Annotated in this window: 18 protein-coding genes; 10 read left to right on the top strand and 8 right to left on the bottom strand. The window is 46.7% G+C overall.

The window, feature by feature from the left end; translation table 11 throughout:
* The 4 genes from WCO51_02215 to WCO51_02230 all read left to right on the top strand — a co-directional run.
* Window positions 1-648: glycosyltransferase (locus WCO51_02215; GenBank protein MEI6512071.1), on the top strand; the 648-nt coding region annotated here is incomplete at its 5' end.
* 3 nt (window positions 649-651) lie between these two features.
* Window positions 652-1,656, top strand: a complete 1,005-nt coding sequence (gene rfbB / locus WCO51_02220) for a dTDP-glucose 4,6-dehydratase (GenBank protein ID MEI6512072.1) — start codon at window positions 652-654, stop codon at window positions 1,654-1,656.
* A 71-nt stretch (window positions 1,657-1,727) separates the two neighbouring features.
* Window positions 1,728-2,303 carry an SIS domain-containing protein gene (locus tag WCO51_02225; GenBank protein ID MEI6512073.1) on the top strand — a complete coding sequence of 192 codons (576 nt, stop codon included), beginning with the start codon at window positions 1,728-1,730 and terminating at the stop codon, window positions 2,301-2,303.
* Window positions 2,304-2,313: 10 nt separating this feature from the next.
* A complete protein-coding gene (locus WCO51_02230; protein ID MEI6512074.1) occupies window positions 2,314-3,294 on the top strand; it encodes a PfkB family carbohydrate kinase in 981 nt (326 codons plus the stop codon).
* Between the two features lie 148 nt (window positions 3,295-3,442).
* Here the strand turns inward: WCO51_02230 and WCO51_02235 are convergent, their stop codons facing one another.
* Entirely contained in the window at window positions 3,443-4,066 is a 624-nt protein-coding gene (locus tag WCO51_02235) for a hypothetical protein (protein ID MEI6512075.1), read from the bottom strand.
* A gap of 152 nt (window positions 4,067-4,218) precedes the next feature.
* Between WCO51_02235 and WCO51_02240 the strand changes: the two genes are divergently transcribed.
* The 5 genes from WCO51_02240 (at window position 4,219) to ribD (ending at window position 9,405) form a co-directional block, all read left to right on the top strand.
* On the top strand, window positions 4,219-4,731 hold the full coding sequence (locus WCO51_02240; protein ID MEI6512076.1) for a shikimate kinase: 513 nt from the start codon (window positions 4,219-4,221) through the stop codon (window positions 4,729-4,731).
* Window positions 4,728-5,816, top strand: a complete 1,089-nt coding sequence (aroB, locus tag WCO51_02245; GenBank protein MEI6512077.1) for a 3-dehydroquinate synthase — start codon at window positions 4,728-4,730, stop codon at window positions 5,814-5,816. The genes WCO51_02240 and aroB overlap by 4 nt, the downstream gene beginning before the upstream one ends.
* Window positions 5,817-6,066: 250 nt before the next feature.
* A complete protein-coding gene (locus WCO51_02250) occupies window positions 6,067-7,932 on the top strand; it encodes a protein kinase (protein ID MEI6512078.1) in 1,866 nt (621 codons plus the stop codon).
* Between the two features lie 47 nt (window positions 7,933-7,979).
* Window positions 7,980-8,303 carry a hypothetical protein gene (locus WCO51_02255; GenBank protein ID MEI6512079.1) on the top strand — a complete coding sequence of 108 codons (324 nt, stop codon included), beginning with the start codon at window positions 7,980-7,982 and terminating at the stop codon, window positions 8,301-8,303.
* Window positions 8,275-9,405, top strand: coding sequence for a bifunctional diaminohydroxyphosphoribosylaminopyrimidine deaminase/5-amino-6-(5-phosphoribosylamino)uracil reductase RibD (gene ribD / locus WCO51_02260; protein MEI6512080.1), 1,131 nt, complete (start codon window positions 8,275-8,277; stop codon window positions 9,403-9,405). The genes WCO51_02255 and ribD overlap by 29 nt, the downstream gene beginning before the upstream one ends.
* A gap of 29 nt (window positions 9,406-9,434) precedes the next feature.
* Here ribD and WCO51_02265 read toward each other — a convergent pair whose 3' ends face one another.
* The 7 genes from WCO51_02265 to WCO51_02295 all read right to left on the bottom strand — a co-directional run bounded on the left by WCO51_02265 (window position 9,435) and on the right by WCO51_02295 (window position 14,198).
* Window positions 9,435-9,911: a chemotaxis protein CheX gene (locus WCO51_02265; protein MEI6512081.1), complete on the bottom strand. Its 477-nt coding sequence runs from the start codon at window positions 9,909-9,911 to the stop codon at window positions 9,435-9,437.
* 44 nt (window positions 9,912-9,955) lie between these two features.
* On the bottom strand, window positions 9,956-10,321 hold the full coding sequence (locus WCO51_02270) for a response regulator (protein MEI6512082.1): 366 nt from the start codon (window positions 10,319-10,321) through the stop codon (window positions 9,956-9,958).
* Window positions 10,314-11,177, bottom strand: a complete 864-nt coding sequence (locus tag WCO51_02275) for a protein-glutamate O-methyltransferase CheR (GenBank protein ID MEI6512083.1) — start codon at window positions 11,175-11,177, stop codon at window positions 10,314-10,316. The genes WCO51_02270 and WCO51_02275 overlap by 8 nt, the downstream gene beginning before the upstream one ends.
* Entirely contained in the window at window positions 11,153-12,217 is a 1,065-nt protein-coding gene (locus WCO51_02280) for a chemotaxis response regulator protein-glutamate methylesterase (protein MEI6512084.1), read from the bottom strand. The genes WCO51_02275 and WCO51_02280 overlap by 25 nt, the downstream gene beginning before the upstream one ends.
* 18 nt (window positions 12,218-12,235) lie before the next feature.
* Complete coding sequence (locus WCO51_02285; protein MEI6512085.1) at window positions 12,236-12,784, bottom strand: chemotaxis protein CheD; 549 nt, start codon at window positions 12,782-12,784, stop codon at window positions 12,236-12,238.
* A gap of 14 nt (window positions 12,785-12,798) precedes the next feature.
* Window positions 12,799-13,404, bottom strand: coding sequence for a chemotaxis protein CheC (locus WCO51_02290; protein ID MEI6512086.1), 606 nt, complete (start codon window positions 13,402-13,404; stop codon window positions 12,799-12,801).
* 335 nt (window positions 13,405-13,739) lie between these two features.
* Entirely contained in the window at window positions 13,740-14,198 is a 459-nt protein-coding gene (locus tag WCO51_02295) for a hypothetical protein (protein ID MEI6512087.1), read from the bottom strand.
* 362 nt (window positions 14,199-14,560) lie between these two features.
* On the opposite strand from WCO51_02295, the gene WCO51_02300 reads away from it, so the two are divergent.
* Window positions 14,561-15,448 (top strand): NmrA/HSCARG family protein, encoded by an 888-nt coding sequence (locus tag WCO51_02300; protein MEI6512088.1) that lies wholly within the window; start codon window positions 14,561-14,563, stop codon window positions 15,446-15,448.
* Window positions 15,449-15,620: the final 172 nt, after the last annotated feature.

The following is a 15,620-nucleotide window of genomic DNA, read 5'->3' on the forward strand; positions in this document are numbered from 1 at the left end:
GTACGTAGTGGCCCGCAGCTTGCTCGTTTCAAACCTACAGAGCCTGATCCTAGCCTGAAACGTGGACGGCCTTATCTCGGCGTCTATCTTGGTGTGATGGGGCCGCAGGATGGGGTGGATATTGCCGTTCGCGCAGTGGACGTGCTGGTTAAAAAGTACAAGTATAACAATATATCCTTCACTTTCGTTGGCGGCGGCGATTGTCTGGAAGATTTAAAGACGCTCGTTTGCAGTCTTGGACTTGAAGATTATATTCAATTCACAGGCCGCATTCCTGATGAAGATTTGATGCGATACCTCAGCTCAGCCGATCTGGGGATTGCGCCTGACCCTTATAACCCCCTGAATAATGTGTCGACCATGAACAAGATGATCGAGTACATGGCGATGGGGTTGCCGATTGTTTCCTTTGATCTTAAAGAATCGAAATATTCGGCAGGCGAGGCGGCGGTTTACGTTCAACCTAATGATGAAGACCTCTTTGCGAAAGCTATTATGGAACTCGCCGAAGATGAAACTCGTAGAAAACAGATGGGCGAACTTGGACGCAAGCGGGTAGAAGAACAGTTAGCTTGGGATCATAGTCGAAAAGTGTTAGTAGCGGCTTACGATCGGCTTTTTGAGAAAATGAGAACAGGGCGTAAATAAAGCATGAAGACGGTTTTGGTTACTGGAGGCGCCGGATTTATCGGCAGTCACTTCGCGCATACCCTACTGCAAGATAAAGATTGCAGCGTTATCGTCTTTGACCTGCTCACCTACGCCGGTCGCAGAGAGAATTTAGATGACTTGGAAACTCACCCCAGATTTCAGTTCGTGCAAGGGGATATTCGCGACCGCAAAGCCGTCGATGCAGTGATGGCGCAAAGCCAATGGGTAGTTCACTTTGCAGCTGAAACCCACAATGACCGTGCGATCCTTGATGCAGGCGAGTTCGTATTAACCGATGTATTCGGCACATATACCCTTTTGGAATCGGCTCGCAGTTGCGGTATCGAACGCTTCCTTCACGTCAGTACCGATGAGGTTTATGGCTCGATTGAGGATGGACGCTTTTCAGAAGATAGTAGAATTGAACCCAATATGCCATATGCCGCCAGTAAAGCCGGTGGTGAATTGATGGCGCGGGCTTATTTCAAGACCCATGGTCTGCCGCTTATAATTGCTCGTCCTTCCAATACTTTTGGCCCCAACCAATACCCAGAGAAGATGATGCCCTTATTCATCACCAATGCAATCGACGATGAACCTCTGCCAATTTACGGCCAAGGGCAACAGATTAGGGACTGGCTTTACGTATTGGATAACTGTAGCGCGCTCAAACTTATCCTAGAACATGCGCCCGTAGGCGAGGTATATAATGTAGGCGCGAATGAGGAGCATCGGAATATCGATGTGGCGCTTATAATTTTGGAACTATTGGGCAAGCCAAAGAGACTTATTCAACATGTAGCAGATCGGCCGGGGCATGATTGCCGGTATGCCCTGAATGCCGACAAGCTGGGGGGGCTTGGATGGAAACCGCAGTTTGAATTCAATAAGGCTTTAGAGAATACGGTCCAATGGTACGTCAATAATCAGCAATGGTGGCGGGCCATTAAAGAAAAGCAGATAGAATACCAAGCATTTACAAAAGAATGGTACAAGGACCGCTAACCGGCGATACCCTATAATTGCCTGGTAAACTAATAGTGGCACCCCTAATAATCGAAAGAGGTAAATAAAACATGAGTGTTGTTCTTGACTATCTAGGTGAAGTAGGCGACTTACTTAAATGCATTCCGGATAGTGAAATAAATAAGGTTGTCGACCTTCTTTATGATGCATTTAAGAATGATAAACGCCTGTTGATGTTCGGTAATGGCGGAAGTGGAGCGACGGCTTCGCATTTTGCCAACGACTTTCAAAAAGGTCTTTATTTATATGGTGGTAAACCTTTCAAAGCTTTATCGCTTGCCGATAATCTCCCCATCATCATGGCATGGGGGAACGATACGGAATACGCTAATATATTCGAGCCACAAGTTATCACTTGGGCTGAACCTGGTGATGTGGTGCTTGGCATTAGCGGCAGCGGTAATTCGGAGAATGTTATTCGCGCTATCAATCGAGCGAAGAGTATTGGTGCTCATACAGTAGGTTTATCCGGCATGGGCGGAGGCAAATTGGCGAGTTCGACTGATTTTTGTATTACCGTCAATAGCGACAATATGCAGAAAATCGAGGACGTTCATTCTGTTTTGTTGCACTGCCTCTATTCTGTTCTGCGCGATCGGCTTGCTGAAGAGCTTAAGAAAGGGTAATAAAAGTAATTTGAAAAGTTTGGCGCCTCTCCTAGACGATTTCAAAGGGAAACGGGTGCTTGTCATCGGCGATTTGATGCTGGATGAGTACATTTGGGGATCTGCTTCTCGGATCAGCCCGGAAGCGCCCGTCATGGTCGTTGATGCTGATCATGAGACCTACGTGCCTGGAGGGGCAGCCAACGTTGCCCATAATGTGGTAGCCTTAGGTGGAGAGGCTACGGTTGTGGGAGTGATTGGCGAGGATTTGGCCGGAGCGCATCTTCGCGAAAAGCTTCGTTCACTCTGCATCGGCACTACTGGTATCGTAGTTGACCCCGGTCGCCATACTACTCGTAAAACCCGAATTGTCGCTCATCATCAACAAGTGCTTCGAGTTGACCAGGAACGGCGAGATGATGTCAGTGAAATCGTTATGGCCGCCCTATTCGCTAATGTTGATGCATTAATAGAAGATGCAGACGCGGTTATTCTTTCGGACTACCGTAAAGGCTGTCTTAGTAATGGGTTGATAAGTCATGTGGTTAAGGCTGCGGGGAAAAAGCCAATCACGGCTAATCCCAAGCCACTCTCAGCTTGTCAGTACCAAGGCGTGACGATGCTTTCCCTTAATCGGTCCGAAACAGAGGCTTTGACCTCAAAGGCTCTGCCTGACCCTGAAGCCGTTGCTAGAAATTGCGCTTCTTTGCCTAATGAACTAAGTGTGAAGGCGATGCTGGTCACATTAGGTGACTTAGGGATGATGCTTTTATGTGATAGCGAACCGAAGTTCATTCCCGCGCTTCGAGTCGATGTTTACGATACTGCAGGCGCGGGAGATACGGTTATTGCCAGCTCGACTTTGGCTTTGGCTAGTGGAGCAAGCTTCTTTGAAGCCGCGCGATTTGCTAATCTCGCGGGAGGATGCGTTGTTCGTAAGGTTGGCGTTGAAACACCTAGTCCGGAAGAATTGATAACACTTGCTGAAACAAGTCATTATTCACTCGATTAAGATTGACAATGAATACTATTAAGCCCACATCAAGGAGATAATATGAGAATCAGACAAAAACAGATTAAGAAAGCACATCATATCAAGGAAAAGAAGATCAAGTTGGCGGCAAAAGCCAAAACTCGACCGACCGTTACATCCTCCTGATTTAGAGCCGAAATCGGAATGATGCCCCTAAATATTGGCGTTCATGAAGCAGATAGCCTCGGATATTTACATCCGGACTTAGCTGCCATTGTAACGCCAAATTAACGTCACGGCTATCATGCTCGGCGATGAAAGTGAGTTTTTCTGTTACCGGCATTTCGAAGCCAACAAAAACCCCTTTAATCCCTTGCGATCCAATGCCGAGATGAAGTACAAAATCGCGTCCGTCCGGACCACCCTCAAGCATAATGTTATGTGTGATAACAACATAAACTCCGGCGCCAAAACTACTCTGCCCAAGAATATCTTCAACACCAACCGAGACACCCGGCAGAAGACCAGGCACAAGGGGGAAGACATGCCATTCGGCATTCATGGTTGTATATTCGCCTTGCTCGACAGATGAGGCGCGAGTCGTGGATACCTCGATCTGCTCGGTCAATCCATAGTTAAACCAAGCGTAATATTTACTTGGATCGCTGCCCAGCATGGCAAAATTGAATTCGCTCTCACGCGGCGCCAACATCGAACTCGTGGGTATGTTAATCAAACGATTCGCATAACAAATGCTGCTGCTAAGACCCAAGACCGCCAGGACGATGAAATTTAAAAACCTGGAAATCATAAATCCCCTTTATACCGATAGGCTAGTTAATTATTATCTTACCTTGATATTTAACATTACTCTCTAATCTTGGCTATTTATCATCTCCCTTAACGCATGAGGATTTAGGCCAATGATGCGACATCAGTGCCAAGCGGGTACAATTGACAGGAATGAGCAAGAATATTGTTCTGATAGGCTTTATGGGGACGGGTAAAAGCGCCATTGCAAAGCGGTTAGCGAGTTTTTTGCAATGGAAGTCTTATGATATCGATACAATTATCGAGCAAGAACAAAGCGCGAACATTCCAGAAATTTTTGCGACACTCGGCGAGGAACGTTTTCGTGAGATTGAAACCGAAATTATTTCACGTCTCTCCCATAGAACTGGGGTGATTATTTCAACCGGTGGCGGAGCACCTACGATAGCGGAGAATATGCTGGCTCTCAAGCGAAATGGGATTATCGTAAGGCTGACAGCTTCTTCTGAGACGATTCTTAAACGCGCAGGCGATCTCAAATCTCGCCCCATGCTTGCCAATACTCCTGATCCTTTAGCCCGTATTAAAGAATTGTTAAATGAACGGGAACCCCATTATTCAAAGGCCGATATTACTATTGATACTGATGGAAAGAGCCTTAAAGAAGTCATAATGATGATCGTAAAGGCGGTTGAACAAACGTGAGGATTAAAGTCGACCTTAAGGAACGAAGCTACTCTATCGAAATCGAAAGCGGGCTGTTAAAAGATGCCGGCATAATGCTTGCCCCCAAATGCCGTGGCCGCGCGGTTATTCTTACCCATCCAATCCTTACTGATTATTATGGCGACAAGCTTCGCCTATCTTTGGCCGACCAAGGGATAGATACCGATATTATTCAGGTTCAGCCCGGAGAACGCAGTAAGCGTTTGCAGACTGCTGAAAGAATTTATCGGCAGCTTGCTCAAGGGAAATATGACCGGAATACCCTTCTCATAACACTCGGCGGAGGAGTTGTAGGCGATTTAGGCGGGTTTGTTGCGTCAACTTACTTGCGTGGAATTAGCTTTATTCAGATCCCGACAACGCTTCTCGCTCAAGTCGATGCCTCGATTGGAGGTAAAGTCGGTTTGGACTTACCGGACGGGAAGAACCTGGTGGGGGCATTCTATCAACCCCAAATGGTTATCATCGATCCGAGCACATTAAAGACCTTGCCGATTCGTCACTTGAGGAGTGGACTGGCCGAAGTTATAAAATATGGTCTTATTCTAGACGCTGAACTGTTTAACAGTGTAGAATCTGTTCTAGATCGCTTACTGACCAAAGAAGCGGATATGCTAAGTTCAGTCATTTGCGAATGCTGCCGTTTAAAGGCACAACTCGTCAGTGAAGATGAGCGGGACATAAGTGGCAGTAGAGCGCGGCTCAATTTTGGTCATACATTCGGTCATGCGGTTGAGAAAGCGCTGGACTATCGTCTGACGCTGCATGGAGAAGCTGTAGCGATGGGGATGGTTGCTGCGGCACGATTGGGCATCAAACTAGGGGTAACTCCTCCAACAGTCGAAGAGGAGATAAGAGATTTACTAAATCGTGCAGGATTGCCGGTACGATTACCGAAATCATTAACGGTTGATGCAGTCCTAGATGCGATGCGTCACGATAAGAAAGCCGAAACGAACAAACTGAATTTCGTCCTATTAGAGCGCATCGGCGCTTCCCGACTTGTCCTAGATGTCCCTGAGCAAGCAGTCAGGGAAACAGCGAAAGAGTTGATTGAAATATGAACGCTCGATCTTCAGAGTCTCTTCGAGCCTTTTGGGTATGGGTGATAGCCTTCATATTTGCGGCAGGATTTGCCGGGGCATTTTACATTCTGATGCTTTTCCTCTCGGAACGCGGTCCGGATCCTGAGAAACTTTCGACTGCGATTATATTAGTAGAATATCTACGAAGCTTTTACTGGTTGGTCTTGATTACGGCAATTATTGCCGGCATTTGGCGCATTGTACTAGCAATTAGGAGGCCGAATCGAACTTGATCGGCAACATATTACGGTATCGCTATGAACTGATAGAAAAGATAGGCGACGGGTTCTTATTCTCGGTGTTCCGTGCTCGGGATCGAGTACAGAACCGTGTCATCGTCGTCAAATTGGTGCGCAATCCCTTTTATGAGAATGCACAACTCACCGAAGCTCTTAGACAAGCTGCATTTACAACAGCTCGCCTGAGTAACCCTGCCGTAGCCCGTGTTTATGAGATTGATGAGCATGAAGGTATGCCGTTTCTCATAACGGAATACGCTCGCGGGGCAAACCTCAAAGAACGTATTCGACGCGTAGCTCCTCTTAGCGTGCCAGTGGCAATTGATACAGCAATTGGAATTGCCGAAGGGGTCGATGCAGGGCACAGGGCAGGTATCGTACATGCCGACCTTTGTCCTCAAAATGTTGTGGTCGGAATGGAAGGCAACATCAAAGTCACTGACTTTGGACTCTCCTCTGTCTTTACCACTGTTCCTGAGGTGCGAACTGCCTATTTATCCAGAGAAAGCGCATATCTACCACCGGAAGTGATTAAAGGCGAATCGCCGAGCGTAGTTACCGATGTTTTCTCACTCGGAATTATTCTTTATGAAATGCTCACGGGCGACCTTCCATCCAGTACAGGGGTAACAAACGCAACTGCCAATAATAGTGAGCGTACGTTGCCTTCGCTTAGAGTACTAAACCCCGCAGTGCCCTCTACTGTCGAAGAGATGGTCATGAAGGCTGCCGATCCTTCATCAGAATCACGTTATCAAACCGCAGCCGAGCTTTTATATGATTTAAAGACTGTAAGAGATGCCCTTCGATTTGGCAAACCGCTCACATGGTCACCCAAAGCAGCTAGCGCACGTTCAGAGATGGCTGAAGCTTCCATCCGCAGTGCAACAGCTCCACCAATTGTCATACCTGAAGTTGCGCCTACACTTATTGAGCCGGTTGCACAAGCTCCCATCGAAGTCGTGAAGGAAGTAAAGCCGGTAGTTAACGAAAAACCTAACCAAAGTGAACCTCCACAACCCGTTAGTGATGACAGACAAAGACCAACATATCAGGAAATCGTTTATGAAGATGTTGGGGTCCCTTTATGGTTAAAGATAATCTGGGGCACCCTTTTGGCGACGGTTATCCTTGGTGTGCTTTTCTTTGTAGCAGTACTCTTCTTCAATTGGACATCGCCAAGCGAAGTCGCAATGCCCTCTCTGATTGGCAAGAATAAAGAAGATGCTAAAAAGCTGCTTGAAGGGCTTAAGCTCACAATGGTGACTGTCAAAACAGATTTTAATGATGAATACGCACCTGACACGATTTATTTAACAAAACCGCCTGCAAAAAAACCGATCAAAGCAGGCGCTGAAGTCGAGGTTTGGGTGAGTGGTGGAAGCCGATTTGTCGGCGTCCCCAATATAATAAATCAATCTGAAGAAGAAGCTCGTAAGATAATAAAAGGGGTCGATTTACAAGTCGCTCAACAGTCTAAACAGGAACAAAACGATACGATTCCCTATGGTTTTGTTATCAGACAAAATCCCGAGCCAGGCAAAAAGCTGGAACATGGCAGACTGGTCGAGCTTACTATTAGCTCTGGACCAAGAGACGAGGGGGTTCCTGTCACAACAACTGATAACGGGGATAAAATGCGAATCTTCGAGATTAATGTCAAATTGCCTCGTGGAACAGATGATATTCCTGTGAAAATAGATGTTGAGGATGATAATGGGCTTAGAACGGCTTGGGATGGTGTTCGCACACCAGGCGAACAAATGGTGCAACAAGTCACAGGCATCGGTCAGAATATCACCATACGTGTCTATGTAAACAACCGACTGGTTAAGGAACTGCCGGTAACTAACTAAGATGCTATAAGGCCTGATTGGCATGATATTTGCGTACAAAAAGTATTATGAGAAGCAAGTACAAAATTTCACGCCGCACACTCTCTAATATGTTGCTCATCCTGACGCTCGTTCTGGTAGCTCTTTACAACCCAATCATCGGAACAGCCCCACAAGGAAACTATGAGGCAAGTCTCCAATGGCTTGTTAATATGAGTATCTACGTGGCAATCGTGACTTTATTGATATTAACGGTACTGCTTCTTGCGGTGCGTGAGATACGAACGATCCTTGATAGCAGCCGAGAAGAAAGAGTTCGGCTGCTAAAGGAAATGATATCTAACCTATCGGAACAAGGGCTTAGTGGACAAAAAGAAAGTCATTCTTCCTGAAGACCTACATTTCATGCAGTTGGCGCTCCGTTTAGCCCGACGAGGCTATCCTGCGCCAAATCCTCATGTCGGAGCCGTAGTCGTTAAATCATCACGAATTATCGCCCAAGGTTATCATGCTTATGCCGGCGGACCACACGCTGAAGTTGCAGCACTTCGGAAAGCCGGCGACGATGCGCGTGGAGCAACTCTTTATGTCACTCTCGAACCTTGCTGCCATTTCGGCCGTACCCCTCCCTGCACCGATGCCATTATTAAACATGGCATTAAACGAGTTGAAGTTTCCTCTCTCGATCCCAACCCCTTAGTCTCCGGCCAAGGTATTAAGTGTTTAAAAAGCGCCGGTATCGAAGTTGAAGTGGGGATTGGTGATGAAGAAGCTCTGAAGATTAACGAGATTTTCTATCACTTCCATCGCTTGGGCCGACCATTCGTTACGCTCAAAGCCGCAATGACGCTTGACGGCAAAATTGCTTCCTATACAGGTGATTCGCAATGGATTACCTCCCCAAGTGCTCGCAGAATTGGACATCAACTAAGAGCGGAGCATGGCGCTGTTTTGATTGGTCGAGGGACAGCGTTAAAGGATGACCCCGAATTAACGGCGCGGGTACCAAGGGTTAAAAATCAACCAATTCGAATTGTGCTGGATGAAGAACTCGATATCAACCCCGATGCAAAGCTATTGAACACAATATTATCCCCTACTCTCATAGCCACTTGCTCAAACGATCCCGAACGTGTTCAAAAGCTCACGGCAAAGGGCGCGGAAGTTATTCATTTGCCTCAAGATGCAGCGGGACAGATTTCTCTTCCCTCACTTTTGATGGTTCTAGGTAAACGAGGCATAACAGGAGTGCTTGTTGAAGGAGGCGGCGAAACGCTTGGGTCCTTTGTCGAACAGAAGCTCTTCGATAAAGTGGCGTTCTTCTATGCGCCTAAACTTCTTGGCGGACGCAACGCAAAAACTGCCATCGAAGGACAAGGCTTCCAATCGGTTGCCGAAGCGATAGAACTGCGTGAGGTGAAAATCAAGAAAATAGGCGGTGACTGGCTCGTGACAGGATATCCAGCAACAGACCTGTCAAACGAGCCAGACTAATCCAGCCATTTACTCATGCCTATCATTCACTATGCGGCGATCTTTTTTCGCTCAGCAAGGCTTATGTTGATTTCGATCTCTCCAACTTTAGTGATCAAAGGCACCACCAAAGTAGGAATATCCAATGTGCTTATCTGCACCTTCGTACCTCTGATAAGGCTTGGTGGAGACAACCAACATTTATAACCAACAGCGGACAGGCCCGTCAATGCTCCACCTGAGATCATATTGCCCATTTCAGCAATAGCGCTTGCGGCCAGCTCATTAAAAGTAAGCACAGGCGCCATAAGCATCTCTGAGGCGATTTTATCAGCTGCAAATAAAGTCATACCAAAAATGATCTGGCCTTCTAATTCGCCAGTCACACCGAATACGACGTTACACTGCTGAGACGTAAACACACCTCTTCGTGCTCCAAGTTTGCCCATTTCTGGCGCAACTCCCATTATCGACTTAAATACATTCACTGCCGCAGTAAGAAACGGGTTTACAAAATCGGCCTTCATTTAAAAGTCCTCCCGTCTAAGTTGCGTTATTCGCATATTTAACATTATGCGCCTAACACTTTACGAATACTCCCTAATACACGGTCCGGTTGGAAAGGCTTTACGATGTAATCCTTCGCTCCGGCTTGGACTGCTTCCATGACCAAATTCTTTTGTCCCATAGCAGTACACATGATCACGTTGGCGTTCGGATCGGCCGAACGAATGCCTTTAAGGGCGCTAATCCCATCCATCTCAGGCATAGTGATGTCCATCATCACCAGGTCAGGCTTGAGTTTGTTGTAAAGCTCTACCGCTTCACGACCATTTGCCGCCTCACCTGCTACCTCGTAGCCATTCTGAGAAAGTATGTTCTTAAGTGTGACGCGCATAAAGAGCGCATCATCGGAAATCAGAATTCGCTTAGGCATGTCTAATGTTGCCTCCTGAGTCATTATTGAGCTTTTGATAAAAGAACGGATAAGGGGTTGTGAACCCAATATCACGGCTGTTGGCAACTCGCTCGGTGCTACCTACGAAGAGATAGCCACCTGGTTTGAGCGAGCGATAGAAATCCCGATAGATCTTGTCCTTCGCTTCATCAGAGAAATAGATCACAACATTCCTGCAAACTATCAAGTCATATCCCACGCTATATTGATCTGCCAATAGGTTGTGCTGTTTAAATTGAAGCCCGGTTTTCAAGCCCGGTACAACCTCAAAGACATCTCGACCTGCATGGAAACCAGGACGGAAATATCGCTTCAGATAGAAGTCCCGCACCTCTTTCATATCAGGCGCTTCAAAGTAGCCTCTTCTAGCTCTATCGAGCATCTCCTGGTCGATATCGGTGCCTGTAATGCGATGCGGACGGCCAGACGATAACTGGTCCAATAGCATTGCTATCGTATATGCTTCCGCTCCATAGGAACACCCGGCGCTCCAAATCGAAAGTGCCGATGACTTTTTGAGCAAGTCAGGCAATATCGTCTTGTTGAGTATCTCGAACTGCTCCGGATTGCGAAACAATTCCGTTACGTTGATCGCCAGCTTGTCCATGAAACCCTGAACGCGAGACGGATCTGATTTGAGGTACTCGAAATACTCCGTGAACTTTTTAAATTGAGCGTGTTTGACCATGCCCCAGATTCTTCGATAGGTCTGGTCGAACTTATATGAGTTTAAATCAAGGCCTGATTGACGCTTAAAAAGCATCTTGAAAGTTTCATAATCTCTCAAAAGTTCTGGCGTCTTAGGCACTTCTAACTGGCCGTAAGCACTTTGCATTGCGCTTTAACTCCTTCTGCAATTGCCGTTGGGATCATCTCCAATGGCACGACTCGTTTTACACACCCTGTTCCGATAGCCGCTTTTGGCATACCAAAGACAACACAGGAGGATTCATCTTCAGCAATTACATGAGCGCCACGTTGACTTAATGCCATCACTCCGGCAGCGCCATCAACACCCATTCCTGTCAACACAACCGCAATCACATTTGAACGCCAATACTTGGCGATGGAAAGCATCATCACATCCACCGCTGGACGCACCCCATGAACTGGGGCCTCTTTTGATAAATGCAGAACGCCACGTTCTGTCAATTTCATATGCTGGCCGCCTGGCGCTACATAGACGCACCCAACCTTCAACTGAGCGCCCTCAGAACCTTCTGCTACTGAAAGAGGGCCAATCTTATTCAAACGGTCAGAGAATGCTTCTGTAAATCCTTCCGGCATGTGCTGTATGACAATTACGCTAGCGTAAAGGTCCTCAGGCAGCGCCTGAAAGATGGCTGTCAATGCTCTTGGCCCACCAGTCGACGCTCCGATCACAACTAACGGCCAGTGAGATGAATACGAAACGGGATGCTTCTGCGCCAAACTTGGCACGGTATGCATCGCGAACGGCTTGGGCGATCGCAGCTTCGCAGTTGCTGCCGCTTTAATTTTCATCGTTAGCTCAGATGCCACTTTTGGCAGGTCCATTGAAATAGCGCCGGATGGCTTAGCTACAAAATCGACCGCTCCAAGCTCAAGGCATTTCACTGCTAATTCACTTCCTTGAGTAGTCACACTACTCAACATTACAACCGGTGTCGGTTGAGTAGCCATTAAGCGCCTCAAGGCGCTTACGCCGTCCATTACGGGCATCTGTACATCTAATGTGATGACATCTGGTTTCAACAATCCAGCTTTTAATAAGGCCTCTTGGCCGTTACTGGCCGTGCCTACTACTTCAAAGGAAGGCACCGCTCTCAACATATCACCGATCAGCTTTCGCATAAAAGCTGAGTCATCCACAACAAGAATTTTCAACTTAGCCATTTTATTGTCTCCGGAAAGTTAAGCCGCTTTCGCCGCAGCAATCCCAGCCATTCCTAGGGTATGCACACGAAGCTCCATTCCACATACTTTCACTTCAAGCTTGCCTGTTGCAACGTTAAAATAGAGTGAACGTCCGCTGCTTCCACCCACTTCACGAGCTACAATCGGCACTCCTACAGCACGCAGTAATTCACTAACCTTATCAACATTTCGCGCACCAATGCGGAGCGCAGCCGGTGTCTCAACGGTCTTGAAAAGTTCTGCTCCCCCGATTAGCGCCGCCACTAAGAGGCTCTTACTGATACCTACATCAGCAAGGGTCTGTAGAAGAGCTGGCACAGCCGTATTGGCATACTTCCCATCTAGCTTGTCCTTATCGTTGCAGATTGAACTGTCAGGAAGCATCACGTGCGCTAATACACCGGTTTGTGTTCTCACGTCGTAGAGTAATGTGCCTACACAGGATCCAAGCCCAATGCAGGCTAATATTCCTTCATGGCGTACTATCTTAAGTTCGCCTAATCCGACAAAAGCCGTCTGACTAACCCCGCTCTTAACGTCAGCCACTTCAGTCCCCCTTCTTAATTCACGCCCAACGCTGCGAAAAGCTTATTTAAACCACCTAACTCAGGAAGATAAAGGAAGAATCCTTCAAAGTCATCATTAGGGGTTAGGAATTGCAATCGTATTGCAATCATCTCACGATCGAAAAGCAACGCTTCTACCGTTAACGAACTTAATATAGCGGCAGACATGTCAGCAACGAATGCCGGAGGTTCGAGCATCAGCTCAAACCCAGTCATCGTGCTAATAGCTGTAAGATACGCGCCGCTCATAATATTCGCAACTTCCGAGATAGTGGAAGTGTATATCGGTTCCAATGCATTAATGTCTTCCGGGGTCTGCCCTAGGAGTCTCGTCCACAATGCAGTGGCGCTTTCCCAAGGAAACATAAAAGCCGCGTGGCCTCCCCAATCACCTGTTACCAAAGCGGCAGCTCCAACAACAATCCGCTCAGGATCTCCAAACAGAAACGGTACTTCCGATAGCTCGATTTGACTTACCTCAGGAACAGTAATCAAATAGCTCTGCCCATCCAATTCTGAGAGGGCAGTAATCGCGTTCCCGAGACCAATGTTGCCGATCTCTCTCAGGACGTCTTGTTTCACATCATCCAGCTGTACCATTAAAATTGCCACCTAACTCTTTATTTCAAAGGCTTTATTCCACCTAGAATTACCGATAACCCTAGTAGCATTACGAGAAGCTCAAACAAGTAAGGATTCCAGCGCATTTTTACCAGTCTGCTATATAATTAACCGCTCCTGGCCTTCCTTAATAAACACTTAGGCTATGATGAATTTAAACAAATTACGACTGTAAAGACCAGCGACTTCGCCAAAAGACAGCAACTTGATACGCTTTGTCTTGGTTATTCCATCTGCGTGCACAAAACGAATAGAAGGCCCGGGTTTATGACCCGAGCCTTCTATGATCTGTTCAAACAAACGCATTATCCTTATTAAGTGCGTGGCCCTTCTCTCTGCGTGGGAAGCTTACATATCTCAGGAAGCGTCCGCTGCAATTGAGCAACCCAACTCTTCGCGAGATCAGCAACAGAAGATCCGACGGCCTTCGCATCATTGGTTGTCACTGTTATCATGTCCTTACCGCGAACCGTGATCGCGATGCAACTGCCCGCTTTGCGCCAGTTGATATCACTGGACTTAAGATCGGTGAATTGAAGAACTGTAACTAGGCGCTGATTGACCCAAGCGGCTCTTTGAGTCTTAGTGAGTTTACCTGCGCCTTCCCGTAGTCGGAATAAGAATTGGTTTCCAAGCACCTCATCTTCAGGCGCCGTTCCAGGCACCACCCACTGGTCCGCAGTCTTAGCCGAACTCAATGCTGTTCCAAAAGCAATATCGTTAAATAATCCCAATGTAAACATCAAGATCAACAAACATACTCCTAATCGCATGATTAGCATTCTCCTCTGAAAAAGATTCGTACCTATATTAATACGAAAAATAAATTCCTAAATACCACTTTTCAATATAATAAATAAGAATACAGTAAAGTTCTCTCTTCTCTTTGCTTAGAGAGAATGTTGAGCACCACCATGATGCCGAAGTTGAATATCCGAATAACTTATATTTTCATTCAGCGTATCTACCCTTATTACCGGCCCTACCACCATAACTGAGCTTTTTCCAACTCATATCTGGATAGGAGAAGATTATGCCTTTCGCTTTAAAATAGATTTTGGTGCTATTTAGACTATGCACTTCCGTACATATCATTGAGGCAAATAACTTCAAATAATATTCGGAGGTTGACATAATGATGAACTTGAATTCGGATCGACCCTTTTTAGTCTTTGGCGCAACTGGACATCAAGGGGGAGCAGTAACTCGCCATCTTCTGTCGAAAGGTTTCTCCGTCTATGCTGTGACCCGAGACCCATCCAGCCAAAAAGCCCTTGATCTAAGTAAAGCAGGCGCATTTGTCGTTCAAGCCAATATGGATGACTTTGAAGCCGTAAAGCACGTGATGGCAGGAATGTATGGGGTCTACTCTGTTCAAAACTACTGGGAAGTCGGCTATGATCGTGAGGTTCAGGAAGGCATTAATGTCGCAGATGCCGCAAAGAGTACAGGGATTAGCCATTTTATTTACAGTTCAGTTGCCAGCGCACATCGTCAAACGGGACTTGCCCACTTTGAAAGCAAATGGCTGGTCGAGCAGCATATCCGCGAAATATCCCTGCCCTACACTATTATTCGTCCTGTGTTCTTTATGGACAATTGGGCAGGAATGGCTCGCGATCAAATCTTGAACGGCACACTTCCTTTCCCGCTCGACCCAAAGACCAGTTTCCAACAAATTTCTGTTGACGATATCGGTGGGTTTGTAGCCACTGCAGCCGAAAACGCAACCGAATGGCTTCATCTTGAACTCGATATTTCTGGTGACGAGCGCACGATAATCGAAGTTGCTGAAGCCTTCAGCCAAGTTCTCCACCGTCCAGTCAATTATTACCAAATCCCCTGGGATGAATGGCGAAAGAATGCAGGCGAAGATTATTATGCAATGTGCAAATGGTTCCAGGAAGTAGCATACGATGCCAATATCCCCAATTGCCGCACTCTCTACCACAACCTAACGGATTTTGATGCCTTCCTAAACAAACAAGAATGGCTCCTCACCCGACGGACAGAGGTTGCTTAGTACCCAAATACTTTAGTCCTCCCCTAAAAAAGGAGGACTTTTACTTCATTAGTCACTTCTAATCCTCAACTCCATCAGGTACATTACTATTCATCGAATTGTACAAGGGGCTTTTACTATGATCGAAACCGATTTGAGGAATGAGAGCGCTGAGGCTCGGAAGAAGAGGCTT

Source organism: bacterium (assembly GCA_037131655.1).
In the GTDB taxonomy this organism is placed as follows: domain Bacteria; phylum Armatimonadota; class Fimbriimonadia; order Fimbriimonadales; family JBAXQP01; genus JBAXQP01.